Source organism: Paenibacillus sp. FSL H7-0690, from assembly GCF_037980415.1.
In the GTDB taxonomy this organism is placed as follows: Bacteria; Bacillota; Bacilli; order Paenibacillales; family Paenibacillaceae; genus Paenibacillus_AQ; species Paenibacillus_AQ odorifer.
Genome location: NZ_CP150281.1, coordinates 4,076,023 through 4,095,723, shown reverse-complemented (window position 1 = coordinate 4,095,723; position 19,701 = coordinate 4,076,023). Strand labels below are relative to the sequence as shown.

Annotated in this window: 20 protein-coding genes; 18 read left to right on the top strand and 2 right to left on the bottom strand. The window is 45.2% G+C overall.

Going from position 1 to position 19,701, the window contains the following annotated elements:
• The first annotated feature begins 43 nt into the window (after positions 1-43).
• The 4 genes from MHI32_RS17995 (at position 44) to MHI32_RS17980 (ending at position 2,759) form a co-directional block, all read left to right on the top strand.
• Entirely contained in the window at positions 44-466 is a 423-nt protein-coding gene (locus MHI32_RS17995) for an SRPBCC domain-containing protein (RefSeq protein WP_248548798.1), read from the top strand.
• Between the two features lies 1 nt (position 467).
• Complete coding sequence (locus MHI32_RS17990) at positions 468-800, top strand: metalloregulator ArsR/SmtB family transcription factor (protein ID WP_340010464.1); 333 nt, start codon at positions 468-470, stop codon at positions 798-800.
• Between the two features lie 109 nt (positions 801-909).
• Positions 910-1,941, top strand: a complete 1,032-nt coding sequence (locus MHI32_RS17985; RefSeq protein WP_076281648.1) for an ATP-binding cassette domain-containing protein — start codon at positions 910-912, stop codon at positions 1,939-1,941.
• A gap of 2 nt (positions 1,942-1,943) precedes the next feature.
• Positions 1,944-2,759, top strand: coding sequence for an ABC transporter permease (locus MHI32_RS17980; RefSeq protein WP_076129863.1), 816 nt, complete (start codon positions 1,944-1,946; stop codon positions 2,757-2,759).
• 137 nt (positions 2,760-2,896) lie between these two features.
• Here the strand turns inward: MHI32_RS17980 and MHI32_RS17975 are convergent, their stop codons facing one another.
• Positions 2,897-3,550 carry a TetR/AcrR family transcriptional regulator gene (locus MHI32_RS17975; protein ID WP_076220107.1) on the bottom strand — a complete coding sequence of 218 codons (654 nt, stop codon included), beginning with the start codon at positions 3,548-3,550 and terminating at the stop codon, positions 2,897-2,899.
• A gap of 199 nt (positions 3,551-3,749) precedes the next feature.
• Between MHI32_RS17975 and MHI32_RS17970 the strand changes: the two genes are divergently transcribed.
• Positions 3,750-4,535: an SDR family oxidoreductase gene (locus tag MHI32_RS17970; RefSeq protein ID WP_340010462.1), complete on the top strand. Its 786-nt coding sequence runs from the start codon at positions 3,750-3,752 to the stop codon at positions 4,533-4,535.
• Between the two features lie 56 nt (positions 4,536-4,591).
• Here the strand turns inward: MHI32_RS17970 and MHI32_RS17965 are convergent, their stop codons facing one another.
• Complete coding sequence (locus MHI32_RS17965) at positions 4,592-4,789, bottom strand: hypothetical protein (RefSeq protein WP_340010460.1); 198 nt, start codon at positions 4,787-4,789, stop codon at positions 4,592-4,594.
• Positions 4,790-6,091: 1,302 nt separating this feature from the next.
• Between MHI32_RS17965 and MHI32_RS17960 the strand changes: the two genes are divergently transcribed.
• From MHI32_RS17960 to MHI32_RS17900, 13 genes are all read left to right on the top strand, one after another.
• Positions 6,092-6,418 (top strand): PadR family transcriptional regulator, encoded by a 327-nt coding sequence (locus tag MHI32_RS17960; protein ID WP_036688249.1) that lies wholly within the window; start codon positions 6,092-6,094, stop codon positions 6,416-6,418.
• Between the two features lie 6 nt (positions 6,419-6,424).
• Complete coding sequence (locus MHI32_RS17955) at positions 6,425-7,387, top strand: permease prefix domain 1-containing protein (RefSeq protein WP_340010458.1); 963 nt, start codon at positions 6,425-6,427, stop codon at positions 7,385-7,387.
• A 251-nt stretch (positions 7,388-7,638) separates the two neighbouring features.
• Positions 7,639-8,397 (top strand): Wzz/FepE/Etk N-terminal domain-containing protein, encoded by a 759-nt coding sequence (locus tag MHI32_RS17950; protein WP_076303331.1) that lies wholly within the window; start codon positions 7,639-7,641, stop codon positions 8,395-8,397.
• Positions 8,345-9,052 (top strand): CpsD/CapB family tyrosine-protein kinase, encoded by a 708-nt coding sequence (locus MHI32_RS17945; protein WP_340010456.1) that lies wholly within the window; start codon positions 8,345-8,347, stop codon positions 9,050-9,052. Before MHI32_RS17950 ends, MHI32_RS17945 begins: the two co-directional genes overlap by 53 nt.
• 5 nt (positions 9,053-9,057) lie before the next feature.
• The gene (locus MHI32_RS17940) at positions 9,058-10,293 is read left to right on the top strand and encodes an oligosaccharide flippase family protein (RefSeq protein ID WP_340010454.1); all 1,236 of its coding nucleotides are present in this window, start codon (positions 9,058-9,060) and stop codon (positions 10,291-10,293) included.
• A 76-nt stretch (positions 10,294-10,369) separates the two neighbouring features.
• Positions 10,370-11,596 (top strand): O-antigen ligase family protein, encoded by a 1,227-nt coding sequence (locus tag MHI32_RS17935; protein ID WP_339168316.1) that lies wholly within the window; start codon positions 10,370-10,372, stop codon positions 11,594-11,596.
• A complete protein-coding gene (locus MHI32_RS17930; RefSeq protein ID WP_340010453.1) occupies positions 11,544-12,854 on the top strand; it encodes a glycosyltransferase family 4 protein in 1,311 nt (436 codons plus the stop codon). The genes MHI32_RS17935 and MHI32_RS17930 overlap by 53 nt, the downstream gene beginning before the upstream one ends.
• 74 nt (positions 12,855-12,928) lie before the next feature.
• On the top strand, positions 12,929-14,839 hold the full coding sequence (locus MHI32_RS17925) for a nucleoside-diphosphate sugar epimerase/dehydratase (RefSeq protein ID WP_076182408.1): 1,911 nt from the start codon (positions 12,929-12,931) through the stop codon (positions 14,837-14,839).
• 3 nt (positions 14,840-14,842) lie between these two features.
• Positions 14,843-15,961, top strand: a complete 1,119-nt coding sequence (locus MHI32_RS17920; RefSeq protein ID WP_340010451.1) for an LCP family protein — start codon at positions 14,843-14,845, stop codon at positions 15,959-15,961.
• A gap of 24 nt (positions 15,962-15,985) precedes the next feature.
• On the top strand, positions 15,986-16,612 hold the full coding sequence (locus tag MHI32_RS17915; protein ID WP_076129746.1) for a sugar transferase: 627 nt from the start codon (positions 15,986-15,988) through the stop codon (positions 16,610-16,612).
• On the top strand, positions 16,609-17,406 hold the full coding sequence (locus MHI32_RS17910) for a GNAT family N-acetyltransferase (protein WP_076214686.1): 798 nt from the start codon (positions 16,609-16,611) through the stop codon (positions 17,404-17,406). The genes MHI32_RS17915 and MHI32_RS17910 overlap by 4 nt, the downstream gene beginning before the upstream one ends.
• Positions 17,399-18,532, top strand: coding sequence for a GNAT family N-acetyltransferase (locus MHI32_RS17905; protein WP_076182393.1), 1,134 nt, complete (start codon positions 17,399-17,401; stop codon positions 18,530-18,532). The genes MHI32_RS17910 and MHI32_RS17905 overlap by 8 nt, the downstream gene beginning before the upstream one ends.
• Positions 18,529-19,695, top strand: coding sequence for a DegT/DnrJ/EryC1/StrS family aminotransferase (locus MHI32_RS17900; protein WP_340010449.1), 1,167 nt, complete (start codon positions 18,529-18,531; stop codon positions 19,693-19,695). The genes MHI32_RS17905 and MHI32_RS17900 overlap by 4 nt, the downstream gene beginning before the upstream one ends.
• Positions 19,696-19,701 lie beyond the last annotated feature (6 nt).

Sequence of the window (19,701 nt, the reverse complement as noted above, 5' to 3'; positions counted from 1 at the left end):
CCCAAAAGGTGTTATATTAAATGAATGCTGGAGGCTATTTATTATGCAAACTCAAGAACCCTTACAAGAAATTCGTCAAACGATTTTACTAAATGCGCCAATAGAAAAGGTTTGGAAAGCTGTTGCCACGGCAGAAGGAATGGCAGCCTGGTGGATGCCTAGTACATTTGAGCCTGTTGTTGGGTATGAATTCATCCTGCATGCTGGACAATTCGGAGATTCTCCTTGTAAAGTAACCGAAGTTGATCCTCCGAATCGTGTTGGTTTTAATTGGGGGAAGGATTGGCATCTTGCTTTTGAACTGAAAGAAATCGAAGGGAAAACTGAATTTACCTTGATTCATTCTGGATGGGACCCTGAAAAAGTTACTGAATTTGGACAACCACATCCAATCGTACGCGGCTTTATGAATAGCGGCTGGGAAAAAATCGTCCAAGAAAAACTTCCTGCTTATATCGAGGCATAATATGTCGGTTGCTGAAGCAGGACATGATGTATTTCAAGCGATAGCAGATCCTACTCGCCGCAGTCTGCTAAAGCTGCTCGCTAATAAGGAAATGTCTATAGCATCTATTACGGATTGCTACCCGATCAGCCGAACCGCTGTTAATAAGCATTTACAGGTATTGTCCGATGCGCAGCTTGTTAGCAGTCAGAAAGTCGGACGGGAGACCCGGTATAAGCTTCAGCCAGAACCTTTGCTGGAGCTGCAAGATTGGCTTGCCTTTTTTGAAGGTTACTGGGCTAATAAATTGTTTGCGCTTAAAGAATATGTTGAGTCTGACTCAGACGAGAAGTGATAAACCGGGTGGCGTGAGATCGCGCTCCCCGGTTTTTTGTGTTGTTTAAATTCAGTTTATAAAAGGGAGTTACCATCACAATACAAACTAAAACGTTGGAGGAATTGTAATGGTAAATGAACGCAAAAAAATAATTGAGCCCAACCCTGGAGATTGGGCCGTCGAAGCGCGTGGGCTTGTCAAAACGTTTGGTGACAATCGCGCAGTTGATGGAGTAAATCTAAACGTTAAGGCAGGCACGATTTACGGCGTTCTTGGTCCCAATGGGGCAGGAAAGACGACGGTAATTCGGATGCTGGCTACGTTACTTCGTCCGGATGCGGGGGCGGCGCGAATCTTCGGGCATGATGTGGTAAAGGAGTCGCAGATTGTTCGGCAATTGATAGGGGTTACGGGACAATATGCTTCTGTAGATGAGTCACTTAGTGCTACAGAGAATCTGATTATCTTTTCACGTCTTTTAGGGTTAGGGCGGGCAGAGGCGCGGCAAAAGGCAGTGGAGTTGTTAGAAGAGTTTGGTTTGACGGAGGCGGCGAAACGGCCGCTTCGAAATTTCTCTGGTGGTATGCGCCGACGGCTGGATCTTGCAGCGAGTCTGATTGCCCAGCCTCCGCTTATCTTTTTGGATGAACCAACAACAGGTCTGGACCCACGGACACGTTCGCAAATGTGGGATACCATTCGTCGGTTGGTGAACACAGGATCAACAGTGCTGTTAACTACACAGTATCTTGAAGAAGCCGATCAGCTGGCAGATCGTATTGCAGTTATTGATCATGGCCATGTCGTTGCAGAAGGCACCGTGGATGAGCTAAAAGCTTCAGTGGGCACCACCTCGCTGCACTTAAAAGTCCAAAACCTTAAAGATATCGCTCAAGCGCGCCGGATTGTGGAACATGTGCTGCATATCCAGTCTATTGTGCCGAATGAGGCTGGAAAAATTACTGCACCGATGGCGAACGCTGATTTAGTCACTGATTTGCTTATTGCACTCCGCGAAGCGGGGATTCCACTCGCAGAGATGAGTGTGCAGAAACCGACGCTTGATGAAGTGTTTTTGACGATCACTGGCCATGGAGTTACGGATGAGGCATCCCAAGCATCACAAGAATCAATGAATAAGGAGGCAGCAAGAGCATGAGTATGAGAACTTCTACTATTAGTCCAGGTGCGACCCGACAATTGAAAAACCATACGAGCTTCAAACAATCTGTTCGTAACTCGTTAACGATGGCTTATCGCGGGATATTGAAAATCCGTCGCACACCCGAGCAATTGTTCGACGTAACGCTGCAGCCAATTATTTTCACACTAATGTTTACTTATATTTTTGGTGGAGCCATATCAGGAGATGTAGTGAGCTATTTGCCCGTTATTATTCCTGGTATTCTAGTGCAGACTGTAATCACGACCTCCATCGTCACTGGTGTCCAACTGCGGGAAGACATGGATAAAGGGGTGTTTGACCGCTTTAAGTCATTGCCGATTGCCCGAATAGCCCCATTAGCCGGAGCTTTGTTGGCAGATACGATTCGATATACGATCGCTACTGTGCTTACTTTTGTCATGGGCTATATTATGGGTTACCGACCTGATGGCGGTCTGGAGCATGTCGCAATTGCTGCGCTTTTGGTTATTGTCTGCTCCTGGTCGATTAGCTGGATTTTCGCTTTCTTTGGTGTGATTGCCCGAACCGCTTCCAGCGTACAGGGGATATCAATGATTGTGTTGTTCCCACTCACGTTTCTATCCAACGCCTTCGTGCCTGTAGATACGATGCCTAACTGGCTGCAATGGTTTGTCAAAGTCAATCCAATCTCGCATCTTGTGTCAGCTGTCCGTGAGCTTGCTAACTCTGGAACCGTAGGCTGGGATTTCGCTATCTCACTTATCGGAGCTGCTGTGATTGTTGCGGTTTTTGCACCTATCACTGTGCGTGCATATATGCGCCGGACATAATTAGAGAGATGAAGAAGCGGCAGAAATGCCGTTTTTTTGTGTTTTTTTAGCATGTTAAAAAAGCCGTGATCTAAGGATATCCCAAGATTACGGCTTGAATTTATTGAGTAGGGACTTGCAAAGAGGCCTTTTTAGAATTAATTATCTTTTTTAAAGAAGGTATGAATTAAATTGGAGACCGATCTATCATATAATATTTTAGCCGTTTCCTCATTTTGAATATGTCCCCCTAAATGCAGATGAATGACGCCATGCAATGACGCCCACACCAGGTTCACAACAAGCAGAGGGTCTTTTTCGTTAATAAATCCTTGTTCGATGGCTTCTGTAATAAGGGCTATCACTTGTTGTAGTGCCGTAAAGATAGCATGTAAGCTTTCCTCCTCCGGTTTGAATTCGCTAAAGGCTCCTCCGAACATAACCATATAATAGCTAGTATGATTCCGTGAGAAATCCCAATAAGCTTGTCCAAGCTCGCGAAGATATAAATTTAGATTGTCTTGTTTTGGAACCGCTTGAAAGGCAGCAGCCAACAATTTACACCCTTGCAGAAAAAGCTCCTTCGCTAAACCTTCCTTGTTTCCAAACAAGTTATAAATGATTTTTGTGGGACATTCCATTTTTTCAGCAACCTTACGGATGGTTACACCTTCGGGTCCGGATTCATGCATAATGGCCGCAGCGGCTTCGATAATGTTCAGTCTTAATATTTCCGCATGCCGTTGCTTTGCTTTTGGGTAGGTTGTAACGGATTCAGCATCTATAGAAGATATTTTGGACGATTTTTGCATGTAGTTTCACTTCCTTAGAACTTTACTTTAGCTTTTTTTAGATAGCCGTTATTTCTAACCCTTATTTTACTGATGTAGAAGAGAAATAGCCAATAATTAAATGTGTAGAACTTTATTTGACAACACAACCTCACTTGGATACAATGATTCATATTGAAACACTGTTTCTAAATGGTCGTTAAAGGGAGAGAGGATAACAATGATTACAATTCAAAATAAATGGACATTGATTACCGGAGCTTCTTCGGGTATAGGTGAAGCGTTTGCTCGAGAACTTGCAGCCAAAGGAAGTCACTTGATTTTAGTCGCCCGTTCTGAAGATAAACTGATTGCTTTAGCGGAAAAATTACAACGAGAATTTCAAATTCAAGCGGAGGTTCTAGTTGCTGATTTATCTCAAGAAGGTTCCCCTGACAGGCTCTATCAACAATGTGTAGAACGTGGCTTGAACGTTGATATTCTTATTAATAATGCAGGTTTTGCTACGCATGGGCTTTTTGAACAACTATCTGGTTCGAGACAACATGAAGAAGTGATGCTAAATGTTTTGGCGGTTGTAGATCTGACCCATTTGTTTTTGCCAGAGATGTTAAATAGAAAAAGTGGAGTGATTATAAACGTTGCATCAACAGCTGCATTTCAACCTCTCCCTAATATGGCTGTATATGGAGCGACAAAAGCTTTTGTATTATCATTTACTCAAGCGCTATGGGAGGAAAATCGGAAACGGGGCGTACAATTTCTTGCGTTATGTCCGGGGGCTACGGAAACAGAATTTTTTAATGTCGTGGGAGCCGATGAGGCTTCGGTAGGCAAACGAGACACTCCAGAAAATGTCGTTCAAGTGGCTCTTCGGTCGCTTCAGGCTAAAAAAGTATTTGCTGTCCCAGGATTTACAAATTATATTTCTGCTCAAATGTCACGTTTTTTTACACGTAAACAAATGCTTTATTTTGTTGGACGCATGCTCCGTACACGACATTAATAGGTCAACGTATTCAAGTTGATGTATTCGTTAGCAATCATTAACTATTTTATTGATTATAAAAAAACAACAAAACAGCGGTTCTCCCCAATATGGGAGAACCGCTGTTTTGTGTTTTGACTTGCTGACTTTGACTCAGTTTCGCTTGGATTTACATCAACAACATCAACATCAACATCAACATCAACGTCACCATCACCACCATCACCACCATCACCACCATCACCAACATCACCAACATCAACAATATACATCTAATCACATCGCCGACTCATAATCGTCCACTGTGGTACGGACCCCAATGACGCTATTAGTATGTTTTTCGCAGTTCTAGCACAGTATCGGACTCCAGTGCAGCTATTCCCTAGAAGTGGGCTCGAATATGGTGATTTGTGCGCCAATAGGAGCATTGGGGTCCGATAGGATCAGAAAAGTGGGGAATTTCTGCGAATAAGGTCAACTGAGTCCGATAGTACCTCGTCCAGGGTAATTAACTAACTAATGTATTAAGATTCAATAATAAGGAAAACAAAACAGCGTTGGTTTGTTGCTTCAATAGATATTGGGGCAAGCAAGGCTAAAGGACCGCAATGACGCTATTAGTATGTTTTTCGCAGTTCCAGCGTAGTTTCGGTCACCAGTGCAGCTATTCCCTAGAAGTAGGCTCGAATATGGTGATTTGTGCGCCAATAGGTGCATTGGGGTCCGATAGGATCAGCAAAGTAGGGGATTTCTGCGAATAAGGTCAACTGAGTCCGATAGTACCTCGTCCGGCAAAGTAAGGGGAAGTAAACACCTATGTTCTTGCAGTCAATCTTATTGTATTAAGGTTCAATAAAAAGGAAAACAAACCAGCGTTGGTTTGTTGCTTCAATAGATAATGGGGCAAGCAAGGCTAACGGACCCCAATGACGCTATTAGTATGTTTTTCGCAGTTCTAGCGTAGTTTCGGACTCCAGTGCAGCTATTCCCTAGAAAGGGCCCTAAATATGATGTTTTGTGCGCCAATAGGTGCATTGGGGTCCGATAGAACCTGAAAAGTAGTAAAATGCCTCGAATAACGCCAACTGAGTCCGATAGTACCTCATCCGCCAAACTAAGAGTAGGTAAACGTCACCGTATATGCAAACAGCCTACTAGTAAACACTATCGTCCTGCAAACAACCAATTGATGAACACTATCGACTTCGCAAACAGCCTACTAGTAAACACCATCGTCCTGCAAACAACCAATTGGTGAACACTATCGTCTATGCAAACAGCCTACTAGTAAACATCATCGTCCTGCAAACAACCAATTGGTAAACACCCCCGCCCTCGCAAACAGCCTACTAGTAAACACCATCGTCCCCGCAAACACTACTGGCCTGCACCTTCGTATACCTAACCTCATATTGGAAGCTACGTCATGCGCAGACAGCAATTGTGATTTAATCAAGGAAGGTTCGGTCCTCAAATTATGTTAGCCTATTTTTCCATTAACTACTTCATCTGTCGTAGTAATTATGTTATACTGCAACTACTACGACAGATGAAGTAATCATGGGGGGATATTTTTGATCAGCAGTGATGTTATACGCGGCTACAATGATACGATGATCCTATACATGCTGCTGGACGGGGAATCTTACGGGTACGAGATTTCCAAAAATATCAGGCAGTTAACGCAGGAGAAATATGTCATGAAGGAGACAACGTTATATTCTGCCTTCACCCGACTGGAGAAAAACGGATATATAGAATCCTTTTATCTGGATGAGAGTCTTGGCAAGCGGCGTACGTATTACCGGATTACCTCTTTGGGTCTCGCCTATTACCGAGAAAAATGTGAGGAATGGAAGGTTACACAGCAAGTTGTAAACCAATTTATCAAGGAGTGGTGATAGAGCATGGAGACGATCATAGTATATCTGGATAATATGTTTGCGGGTCTGCCAAAGACTCCGGAACTAGAACATCTGAAGCAAGAGCTGCTATCAGGGATGGAGGAGAAGTACCTGGAGCTGAAGCTTGCTGGCAAGTCGGAGAATGAGGCGATTGGTATCGTCATATCGGAATTCGGCAATATTGAAGAGCTGACAGCGGAGCTTGGCATCAATCCGGTTGCGCCAGAACAGGCTATTCCGGTGCTGACGGAAGAAGAGGTTTACGCTTATGCGGCGGCCAGACGAAGCGCTGGATTATGGACGGGGATCGGCGTTTTTCTCTGCGCATGCGGAGTGGCGTTTTTGATCACCCTGGATACAATATTTGAAAATAAGGCTGTTATGAGTGATAAAGGTTCGATGCTGGGGCTGGTCGGAATGTTCGTGCTGGTCGCTATCGCGGTCGGGATGTTTATACACAGCGGAATGAAGCTGGATCGCTTTAAGAGTCTGGAGCAAGGCTTTCAGCTGCCTTATGCTCTAAAAATGGCGCTTCAACGCAGCCAAAGTCTTTATGCTCCGACTTACCGTCTTTCTCTGATTACAGGAGTCTGCCTATGCGTGCTGTCGCCGGCTTTTATCTTTACCACTAGCTATGTCAACGATGACTATGCTCCCTATGGAGTCGCTGCTTTTCTGTTTATTGCAGCTGTGGCGATGTTTTTGTTCATCTATTACGGGAATATCCAGGGTACTTATACGAAGTTGCTGGAGGAGCCGAATATCACTGCAGAGAAGCAGGAAGAGAACCGATTTGTTGGAGTTGTTGGGGCTGTATTATGGCCTTTGGCGACAGCGATTTTTCTGTTCACGGGTTTTGTCTATGGGCGCTGGGACGTCAATTGGGCAGTATTCCCAATTGCTGGAGTTCTATCCGGCATGTTAAGCAATGTTCATCATGTTCTGAAACGTAAAGATATCTCCTGATGGTGTTGACTGCACTTGTACATTCCTGAACTAGATAGTTTATATGTAAGGTATTCTACCAGTTGATTTTGCTGGAAGAATGCCTTTTTTTGTTGGATTTTAACAGGTGAGCTATATGAGCCCTTTAATATTTTGACATTTAAATTTTAAGTACGGACTTGGACATATGTTGAGAGAAAGAGAATATGAATATACAACAATAATCTTGTTAAAGAGGCGACAATACATTAACTAGTTAGGAGAAATGATCGATGGAATTCGAACTGGGCAGCATTTTGAAACTAGTAAAACGTAGGCTGCTGTTCATTATTGTATTATGTATCGCTGCAGTCGGGCTCGCTGGTAGTGTTAGCTATTATGTTTTACAGCCGAAATACGAGGCGACAGCTTCTATACTTATTCAAGGAGACAGGCAGCAGAAAGCAATTAATGACATTATGGCCGGACAAAAACTGGTAACCACTTACGGGGAGATCATTCGAAGCAGCAGGATAGCGGAAGAGGTTGTCAGAAAGCTGCAGCTAAAAATGACAGCGGAAGAGTTACTCAAAAATGTGAAGACAAGAACCAATAGTGAATCACTCGTAACAACGGTAATTGTGACCAATTCAAAAGCTCAACGGGCAACAGATATCGCGAATGGCTTCGGAGAAGCTTTTAATGCGAATATTCAATCGATTATGGGAGTGGAGAATGTTGTATTTCTCGACCGTGCCAAGGTTCCTTCTGATCCTGTCTCACCTAAGCCGGTCTTCAATATGGCTGTTGCCTTCGGATTGGCGCTGATTACCGGGATCGCAATCTCTATCCTCCGGGAATTGATGGAGAAACCCGTGAGAAGTGCCAAAGATATTCAGCTTGATTTGCAGCTTCCGCTTCTGGGAACCGTGGGCAAATTGAAGCCACGTAAACGGCGGAATAAAGCGAAAACCAAATCAGCAGAAGGAGCCACAAGTTATGAAGAAGAAAACGCCAAAATTATATTGCCTGGAACAACCGAAGTCATCTAACGGAGATCAATTCCGAAGCATACGCTCCAATATTCGTTATACCCGCGTTGGTGGAGAGATCCGCTCTTTATTAGTCACAAGCTCGCTTCCGGATGAAGGAAAATCAACGGTAGCGATAAATCTGGCGATTGCCATGGCGGAAGCTGGTAAGACAGTTCTTCTCATTGATGGGGATCTACGTACGCCAACGGTGCATAAGGCATTTGATCTGCCTAATTGGATCGGACTTAGCAGTATCTTAGTGGATCATACCCGCTTAGAGGATTGCATTATTTCGATTGAGGATGCAGAAGGTTTGTCAGTATTGACCTCTGGTCCGATTTCACCAAATCCCGCTGAATTATTAGGCTCTGAAGGAATGAAGCGATTGTTTGCAGAGCTGAGCGTGCGTTTTGATACGATTGTCATCGACTCATCCTCTGTATTAATGCCATTTTCGGATGCCCTTATTTTGGCAACGATGACTGAGGGGGTATTGCTAGTTGTGAAATCCGGAAAAGTGCTCTTAAAGCACACGAGTTCTGCCAAGCACTTGCTAGAGCAGCAGGGAGCACATTTGCTGGGAGCCGTATTGAATTATCGGAAAAAGAGCAGGCGTTCCAAGATTCGTGGTGAAGATTTTGCCGAGTGGGCCTCTTCTTCAGGAATGGTCTGACGTCTATGTCATTTGCTTCTCTTCGTTATTTGCTCGGGAATATCACTTACGCTGGTGCTCAGTTTGTGATTGTGATCCTGCTGAATAAATTCGGGTCATCGGCAATCGTGGGGCAATATTCGCTAGGGCTTGCAGTTACTGCTCCGATCTTTATGCTGTCGCATCTACATCTTCGTTCCGTATTAATCGTTGATTCATCGGGGAAATACAGTTTTGGAGACTTTTTGGGCTTACGGCTGATAACAACCGCCCTTGCGTTTACGATTACCGCAGGTTTTTGCATAATGAGTGGTTTGGATTGGAATACAGCATTGGTTATTTTCTTCATCGGTCTGTATAGAATCGTTGAATCAATCAGTGATATTTTATTAGGCATCGTTCAAAAGGAGGAGAGATTAGATCAAATCTCAATCTCCAGAATGGCAAAAGGGTTATTCTCCATTCTAATCTTCATCCTCGTATTTATCCCTACACAGAGCCTTATTCTTGCCTTGTTAGTCATGATTATCGGATGGTTAGCGATAACGATTGGATATGATGCTCGTAAAGCGAGAATATACACTTCTCTCAGGCCACTCTTCAACAAAAGAAGCCTATGGAGTTTACTGATCGTCAGTTCACCGCTAGGCGTGGTGTTGGCGTTGATGTCGTTAAATACGAATATCCCATTATACGCGATTTCCTATTTTAAAGGGGAGCATGACTTAGGTATTTATGCTTCACTCTCATATATGATTGTTGCCTGCAATGTTGTCGTCACCGCACTTGGTGAAGCCATAACACCACGTCTTGCCAGGTGGCACGCAGGCGGGAGACACAAGGAGTTTGTCACTTTACTCAGCCGAATGATAGCGATGGGTTTGGGTTTTAGTGCGGTCGCTTGTTTGATAGGGTGGTTGTTTGGCCACAAGCTGTTAACCGTATTATTCAGTTCAGACGTGGCAGGAGAGTTAGGATTGTTTCATTGGCTGCTGGCGTCCACCATGCTGGTATTTATTTCATCCTACCTGTGGTATGCCATAACGGCTACCGGAAGGTACAAAGCCCAGATTCCATTGTTTCTGTGCACAGCATTCACTAATGGCTTATGTTGTCTGATCTTCGTACCTCATTACGGGGTAGTAGGTGCTGCGATGGGGGCTAGTTCGTCGTTATTTGTACAAATGATTGGCAGTGTAGTTGTGCTGTATCGTGTCATCGGAAAGGTAAGAAAACGGGAACAGTCCGAAGCGGCGGCATAAGTTCTTTGTTTTATAGGAAAGTAGGAAAGTAGGGACTTGTATGACATCTGTATCTGTTGTAGGGAAGCCCTACACCATGCACAATTTATTTCTGTTTGCGGTCATGGGGTATATCATATGCCTTCCGGCACAGATTGATTTTGGTGGAGCCTTCCGTATCGCCCCGTCGGATCTCTTCTTAATGTTAGGTTTGTTTGCCGCTGGATTCCATCTCAAATTGGACCGGAGGATATTCAGTTCATGGCATTGGGGCATGCTGTTCATTTTTGTTCTAGCTTCCTTTGTATCCATTTGGCGCAACGGCTTCATAACCCAATACGCCTTATTGCAAAAAGATATTGGATTCATACTCCTTTTGTTGACCTACATCATGCTTGTGCAAGCCGTAGATAGCTGGGAACGGTTATATAAGATGCTCCGATTTTTTCTGACCAGTGTGCTGCTCTTAAATGGTGTTGCCCTATTTGCTTTTTTCAGCGGAGTAAAGGTTCCGTTCATGGTGCAAGACGGGCGGTTGTCCGGCATGTTAATTGATCCCAATGCATACGGGGGATTGCTGGTGACGGCTTTTGCCATTCATATCATGACGAGTGGGGAGAAGATAAAGCTGCTGCGGGGATGGGTCAGCATATTAGCGACGATAAGCTTAGCCGGGGGCATTATGATGACTTTCTCGCGCTCGTCATGGATTGGTCTCTTCCTTGTATTACTTACACTTTTGATTACCAAACCTTCCAGACTGATCAAGATCGGAATGGGGTTTGGTGTGGCTTTTATAGCTCTGCTGCTGTATAAAGGCACCGCTTATCTAAATGTGCTGGAGTCTATGTCCAGCAGACCTTCCCAGATCCAGTCGCGTCTTGACATCATTGACAAAGCGGTGGATTGGATCGCACAAAGTCCATTATTAGGCATTGGGCTTGGTTCCTATAATTACGAACTGCGCATTATTATCCACAACACGCCAATATGGTTTTTGACTGAATTCGGCTTATTGGGCTTGATTGTATATGGCGGATTTATGATTTGGTTCTTCATTGTGGGTATCCGTTCTTATCGTGCAGCAGATCCCATTCATAGGCCAATTATTATGGCATTGCTGTTGTCCCATGCGGCGATGATTGGTTTATCGATGGGTATTGAGGCGTTATTCCAGCGGTATTGGTGGTTCATGATGGCGATGAACGGAGCTTGCATCCGGTTAACAGACAAAAACCTGAAAGGAGAGATGCCCTATCGAACCCAACACGTTGAACGGTCAACTGGGCGCAAGCTTCGACAACGAGCAGAGCAACCTCAATAAAAGCTCAAGTAAGGACATCGGGAGTATTCCAGCTGAGGGTGGCTTACAAGCAAAGGTTGCTTTTGTAGCTTCCATATATGGGCATTTCGAGAGTTTTCATTTACCTTACATGGTGTTATTGCTGCAAAAAGGGTGTGAAGTCCATGCTTACGCTCAGCCGGGCGAAGCCAGACAGCGCTTGGAACAGCGGGGAATTGTATGTCACGACGTATCTATACAACGAAGTCCTTTACAGTTGAAGAATTGGACGGCTCTGCGGATCTTAACGAAAAGCTTCCAAGCGGAAAAATTTCAGTTCGTCCATGTACATACACCAGTGGCTTCGATTCTCGGACGGATTGCAGCCCATAGAGCAGGTGTCCCTAGCGTATTGTATACAGCTCATGGTTTTCATTTTTTTAAAGGTGCTCCTTTTCTGAACTGGATGCTTTATTATCCGTTGGAGTATTTGATGGCACGTTGGACGGATGTACTGATCACCATTAATAGTGAAGATTATGAGCGTGCTCAGAAATTCCCTGTCCGAAAAAAAGTAACTTATGTGAGCGGAGTCGGGCTTGATCTTCAAGTATACGGTAGCGGTGAGGGGGATAATGAAATTGCAAAAATGATGGGGGAAAGTCGTCACCAGCTATTTGATTTACCTAAGAGTGACAATGATAATCCTTCATTCGTTGTTCTCTGCGTCGCTGAGTTAAATGCTAACAAGAACCAAAAACAGTTGATCGAAGCACTACATCATTTGGGTGATCAAGCAAGCGATATTCATCTAGCATTCGCAGGTACAGGTCCTTTCGAGCAAACCCTTATAGAACTTGCTACTCGGTTAGAGGTTAGGGATCAGGTGCATTTTCTGGGGTTCCGAAGAGATATACCGGATTTGCTACAAGCGTGTGATGTTGCGGCACTTGTGTCCTATCGTGAGGGGTTACCCCGGGCGATTATGGAGGCGATGGCAGCAGGCAAACCCGTGATCGGCACACATATTCGGGGCATTCGCGATTTGATTGAGCATGAGTCAACGGGCATGTTGGTTCCAGTGGATGATATTGCCGCTACGGCAAAAGCACTGGTTCAACTGCGAGCGGACGCAGCTTTGACCGCAGCAATGGGTAAGGCGAACAAGGACAGGATTATTCGCTATGGATTGCCAGCGGTGCTTCGTGAAATGGACTCGATTTATATAGAAGCGCTGAAAGAACCAGGGATAAAGCCATTTCCGTCTGAAGTACAAACGGGTCTGACAGCAGATAGATAATTCATTCTCGCATATACGACAACAAACGAATAAACGAATAAACGAATAATTAGTTAATTAGGGAGAAAGAAGTGATGAAAATGCGGATCGTACGTTTAGTCATGTTGGATGCGGGAATTATAGCGGCTTCAGTGTGGCTTGTGTTTTTACTTCGGTTTGATTTTCAAATCCCTGAGCAGTACATGTGGATGCTTCCGTGGGCGATACTCATTCACATTATGGTGTACGCAGCGTTCTCATTTGGATTCAAGGTGTATAACAATATTTGGCGATACACCGGTATAGGTGAGTTATTGCAGCTGCTAAAAGTGAGTGCTTTAACACTTTGCGGAGTGGTTGCTGTCAATGTATCTGCGCATGTATTCGTCCCTTCCTATCGATTGCCGATTTCGATTTATTTTGCAGCGGGTTACGTATTTCTCGGCATTGCCGGCTTACGTTTAGTTAACCGCCTCATCAACGATAGATTCGAAACACTGGGAATAAAGGGTTCATCCGAAGGCAATCTGCTAATCGTTGGGGCGGGAAAAGCAGGCATCCTCGTTACCAAAGATATCAAGCATTCAAGATTTAAATTCATGAACCCAGTTGCCTTCATAGATGATGATATCTCAAAGCGCAAGCTGGAGCTTATGGGGTTGCCGATTGTCGGTAACCGTAACTTCATTCCCCAGGCAGTCGAGCAGCTGGATATTTCGTTCATTATCATCGCTTTGCCTACGGCTCCTCAAAAGGAATTACTGGAGATCATCGAAATCTGCAAATCTACCAAAGCTCAGATCAAGTTAATGCCTAGTATGACCGATATTTTGGACGGGAAAATGGCCATTAACATGATCCGTGAAGTATCCGTAAATGATTTGCTGGGGAGAAGCCCCGTAGAAATTAATACGGAAGAGATTCGTGAGAATTTGGGAAGCGAGTGTATACTCATCACGGGTGCAGGCGGTTCAATTGGTTCGGAATTATGCCGGCAATTGGCTGCGTATCGTCCGAAGGAAATGCTGCTTTTGGGGCATGGAGAAAATAGCATTTATCTTATTGAACAAGAGTTGCGGCAGTTATATCCCGATCAGATCATTCATCCCATTATAGCGGACATTCAGGATGTATCGCGGATCGATAACGTTTTTCAAAAGTTCCGCCCCTCCATTGTGTATCATGCCGCTGCTCACAAGCATGTTCCTCTTATGGAGATGAATCCAGTAGAGGCAGTTAAAAATAATGTGATCGGCACAAGGAATGTAGCGGAAGCGAGTGCTAAATATGGCGCTAAACGGTTCATCCTCATCTCATCGGATAAGGCGGTTAATCCTACCAGTGTTATGGGGGCCACGAAACGAGCCGCGGAAATGATCATTAATGATCAGAATTCCTTAAGTAAGACGGTTTTTGCCGCTGTACGTTTTGGTAATGTGCTGGGCAGTCGGGGCAGTGTCATTCCGTTATTCAAAAGACAAATCGAAAACGGCGGCCCGGTGACGGTTACACATATGGATATGGTGCGTTACTTCATGACGATACCCGAAGCGGTACAGTTGGTTATTCAAGCAAGTGTGCTGGCACAAGGGGGAGAAGTGTTTGTGCTGGATATGGGTAAGCCAGTTCGTATATACGATCTAGCGAGGGATTTAATCCGCTTGTCGGGTCTCGAGCCTGACAAAGATATTCCCATTGTGGTCACTGGCATTCGTCCTGGAGAAAAATTGTTTGAGGAGCTTTTGACTGAAGAAGAAGGGTTATTGGTCACTAACAACTACCGTATTATGATTAGCCGCCCGCAAAGTGTCTCCAGATCTGAACTGAATTTGGTGTTGGGGGTTCTGGAGAACTTGTGCAAACGGTATGAACTGATGCCAAGCAGTCATCAGATCAAAAAACTGCTAAAGCAGCTAATTCCAAGCTATTCGGGCTTTCAGGAAGAACCGCAGGTGGGCACACATGATCTTGAACGCATTAAATCCGAAGTTCATGCGGGAATCTGACCTATGAAGTCGACTAAGCATTCATGGATGACAAGATTATGGGGCAAGCGCGACAAGGCAATTACAGGTAAACGTTCATGCATGCGGCGGGTGGGACGATACAGCCTGATTGTTATTCTTGTTGTGGTTGTAGTTGGGGGGATCTGGATTGGAGGGATATTGAATCCAGAGCATCGTTTTAATAAGGCGATTCTTAACCCCTTGACGATCCCTAGCTCTAATGTGGTTACGGACAATGAAGCGATGGTGCAATCGCTCAGCACACCAGCCCCACAAGCTCAAACGGATGAGCTTACCCTTACAACGTCTACACAGACTCCAACTGCGGCGATATCCCCAGCAGATAAGAAAAGCTCATCCTTTAATGTAGTGCTAATTGGAACAGACACTTGGGGGGGAGAAAGCTCGCGGGCAGATACGATCATGGTTGCCCATGTGATGCCGGATCAACGGAAGGTGAATATCGTATCTGTGCCGCGGGACACGCGGGTTTATGTGCAGAATGTCGGTTATACCAAGATCAATCATGCACATATCGTTGGTGAGACAAAGGGTGGGAATCAGCAGGGTACGCTGACACTGATTCAAGCCGTTAGTGATTTTATGAATATTCCTATTCATTACTACATCAAGACGAACTTCTCCGGTGTTCGTGATTTCATCGATTCGATCGGCGGGATCGATATGCTAATTGATCAGGATGTGACCATCACTCCGGAGATCACCATCAAGAAAGGTGAGCAGCATCTGGATGGTGCCCACACGCTTTATTTAGCAAGGGAGCGCTACTCGACTCCGGAGGGTGACTTTAGCCGCCAACGGGAGCAATTCAATATCGTTCGGGCTGTAGCCAAAAAGCTATTAAGTCCGGAGCATATTCCTGATCTAGCTGGACTGCTACTGCGTGAAAAGAAAGACATTATTGATACGAGTTTTAGTGACAGTGATTTGATGAGCTTAGCTTGGCTATTCAAGGGAATGGATTCCGCGGATTTTGCTTACGAACAGATTCCTGGCCATAACAGCTCTGCTCTAGATCCGCTCGTCCGAACCAAAGTGTATTATTGGAGTGCAAATCCGGAAGAGGTAAAGTCACTTACAGAACGTCTTTTTACGGAATAAGAGAAAGGCGGGGGAAAGACTACCATGTATCGCCATATGAAGCGGGGCTTCGATTTGGTGGGAGCGATCGTTATGTTAGGTGTGTTTAGTCCGGTCATGGCTGTGGTGGCGTTGCTGCTTCGGATAAAGCTGGGAAGTCCTATTTTGTTCAAGCAGCAGCGGCCGGGAATGGGAGAAAGACCCTTCTACATCTACAAGTTCCGAACCATGGCTGAAATGTATGATGCGCAGGGCCAGCCGTTATCGGATGCTCGGCGTTATATCAAATTCGGCGGATTGATTCGAAAGCTGAGTCTGGATGAGCTCCCGCAATTAGTAAATGTTGTGAAGGGAGAAATGAGTCTGATCGGACCAAGACCTTTGCTCATCCGTTACAGCCCGCATTACTCTGAACGGGAGCGGCTGCGATTTACTGTAAGACCCGGAATAACGGGATTGGCGCAGGTATCTGGACGTAATACTTCGGAGTGGAAACAGCGGCTCTCCTATGACGTTACCTATGTTGAGAAGCTGAGCTTTAGATTAGATGCGTTGATCTTATGCAAAACTGTGCTGAAGGTGATCCGCCAAGATGACGTTGTGGCCAATCCGGGTGAGCATAGTCTGCCGCTCGATGAGTACAGAATGAACCAAAAGGAGGGGTCGGCATGAATTTGCGGTTTAGTCCGCTTCAGGAAGATGATATTCACCTTGCATGCCGGCTCTTACAGAGCAACTTGCCAGAGTCGGTCTACAATCAAACCATATTCGCCTGTGGCGGTTATCCCGAATATTTGAAAGCAGCATGTAAATGCGGAAGCCATTCAGCAACACTGCTGATTGGTGCCTATTCTGAAGAGCTTCTTATTGGATTCGCTGAATGGCGAAGAATGGAGCAGATGCTGGTTCTGAATAACTTGAATGTGGACGCAGCTTATCGAAAAGACGGCATCGGCGGCAAGCTTATGGCGTACGGGGAGACATTAGCCCAAAAGGATGGCATTTCGAAGCTGGCACTTGATGTATTTTCGTGGAATGAGCAAGCTCATGCTTGGTATTTGCGGCTTGGTTTTGCAGAGGAAGGCCGGACTTACTGGTATGTAAGAGATTTGGCTCCATCGATTGATAGGGATAGAGAAGCATTGGCGTACATCATAGATGATTATCCGATGGCAGAGGCACATCATCAAAAGTATGGATTCTCTTCTCTTAAGATTAGAACGAAGGAAGAGACTTCAGTTGTGGGCCGGTTAGGTGAACAGTATTATCGTATCCAACTGCAAAGTGGAGGGTGGAGTGGCTGCAATCTTTTGACAGACGTATTAATGGATTTAGACCGGGAGAAAAGGCTGCTGTTGCTTTCTTCAGATGCTTATTTGCGTGAGCGAGACCCCGGGCTAATCTTAAGCACTGAAAGTATACGTATGATCAAACTATTGGAGAATCAAGAGGTGTTGTATGAGTAACTTCATCGTGTTAGGCAGCTCTAGTTCAGCGGAATGGGATGCCTATTTGAACCAGCTAGAGACGAAGGATATCTATTTCTCCTCAGCGTTTTTTCGGCTGTTTGAGGATGGAGAGCATCAGCAGGCAGAGCTGTTTGTTTTTAAGCAGGGAGACCAGCTCATAGTTTATCCTTACTTACTTCGTTCCATAAGCCATCTTCCTGCCGTAATCCAACTGGGGCTTGAAGGCGATTGGTACGACATTAGTACACCCTATGGATACGGGGGACCGATATCGAATCTCCCTCCGGGAGCCGAACGAAGTGAGCTGTACCGGCAATTCAGTGAAACGTTCACGGATTACTGTAGAGAGAAAAAGATCATGACCGAGTTTGTAAGATTTCATCCCTTAATTGGCAACGCTACGGAATATCAAAGCGGTCTGACCACCGAATGGAATAGGAATACAATTTATATTGATTTGACTGTGGGTTCGGAGTCAGAGCTCATCCGGCATTATGGCAGCAATCATAAACGGAATATTCATAAATTAAAGTCCGCACCCTTTACGATTCGAAACTCGAATCTGAAGGATCGTATTGAGTCCTTCAGTGAATTGTATTACGGAACACTAAACGATTTACAGGCGGATTCTTTTTATTATTTTCCCAAAAAATTTATAGAAGATACTAGTCATCTACTTGAGGGGAGAGTAGAGCTATTCGAAGCTATGGATGGGGAGAAAACGGTGGCGACCAGCATCGTGTTACATGAACGACCGTGGATGCATTATCACCTATGTGGTTGGGATCGCGCCTATCTGCAGTGGTCACCTACCAAATTGCTAATACACGCAGCAGCCAAGTGGGGGATGGAAAATGGCTTTGAATGTTTTCATCTTGGCGGGGGATATAAGGGGAATGACGACTTATTTCAATTCAAGCATAGATTCGCGACACAACTGGAACCCCTTGACTATTACTTAGGTAAACGAATTTTTTTCCCAGAGTTGTATGAGCGGATCATATCCTTTTGTGACACCAGAATATCAGGAAATTACTTTCCGCTCTATCGGCATCCAGATCTCGATATGATATGTATTCCATCTGAAGAAATCGGTCCAAATGGAGAAAGGAGCTTCGCATGAGCATTCGTCAAACAAGCATTCTGCCACGAATCTTGTTATCCCCGCCGCATATTAGTGGACGTGAGCAGGTCTACATGGAGGAGGCGATACACTCTGGTTGGATTGCTCCTATTGGTCCGCAAGTTGATGCGTTCGAGCGGGAGATGGCCGCCTACACAGGATCAAAGGGTGCACTAGCGTTAAGCTCTGGCACGGCGGCGATTCATCTCGCACTTCGTCTAGCCGGTGTCACACAAGGAGATTACGTGATCTGTTCAACGCTCACGTTCGTTGCTAGCGCCAATCCTATTTTATATTTGGGGGCCACCCCCGTATTTGTCGATTCAGAGCCTGAGACCTGGAACATGTGTCCGCTAGCTTTTCAGCGGGCCTGCCAAGCTTTGAATGACAAAGGACTGCTGCCAAAAGCGGCTGTTGTCGTCAATTTATACGGACAAAGTGCAGACATGTCGCCCATTGTAGAAATCGCTAACCGATATGGAATTACCTTGATTGAGGATGCTGCCGAATCACTGGGCGCTTTCTACCAAGGCAAGGCCAGCGGAACGTGGGGCCAATTCGGAATCTATTCTTTCAACGGAAATAAGATTATTACGACGTCAGGTGGGGGCATGCTCGTATCCGACGATACCGAAGCCTTAGATCAAGCGCGCTTCTGGTCTACGCAAGCCCGAGACACTGCCCCTCATTATCAACATTCCGAAATGGGATACAACTATCGGTTAAGCAACCTGTTGGCAGCCATAGGACGCGGTCAATTAGAACTGCTTGACGAGCGGGTTGAACGGCGCAGATCTATTGGCCGGCGATATAGGGAACGTTTAGGGTCCATACCGGGTCTTCATTTTATGCCGGAAGCGCGCAATTGTCGCAGCACGCACTGGTTGAGTGCGCTGACCATCGATGAAGAAGTGGCGGGGTTCTCTTCACAACAACTCCTGTCATGTCTGGAACAGCACAATATCGAAGCTAGACCTGTATGGAAACCGCTGCATTTACAACCCTTGTTCGAGAGCAATTACTACTATCCTTACAGTGAGGAATACAGTGTATCGGATAAATTATTTTCAACAGGTGTCTGCCTGCCTTCTGGAAGCTCTTTATCAGATGAGGATTTGGAACGTGTCGTTTATGCGATAGAGACATGTAACCAATACCGTTGATTCATC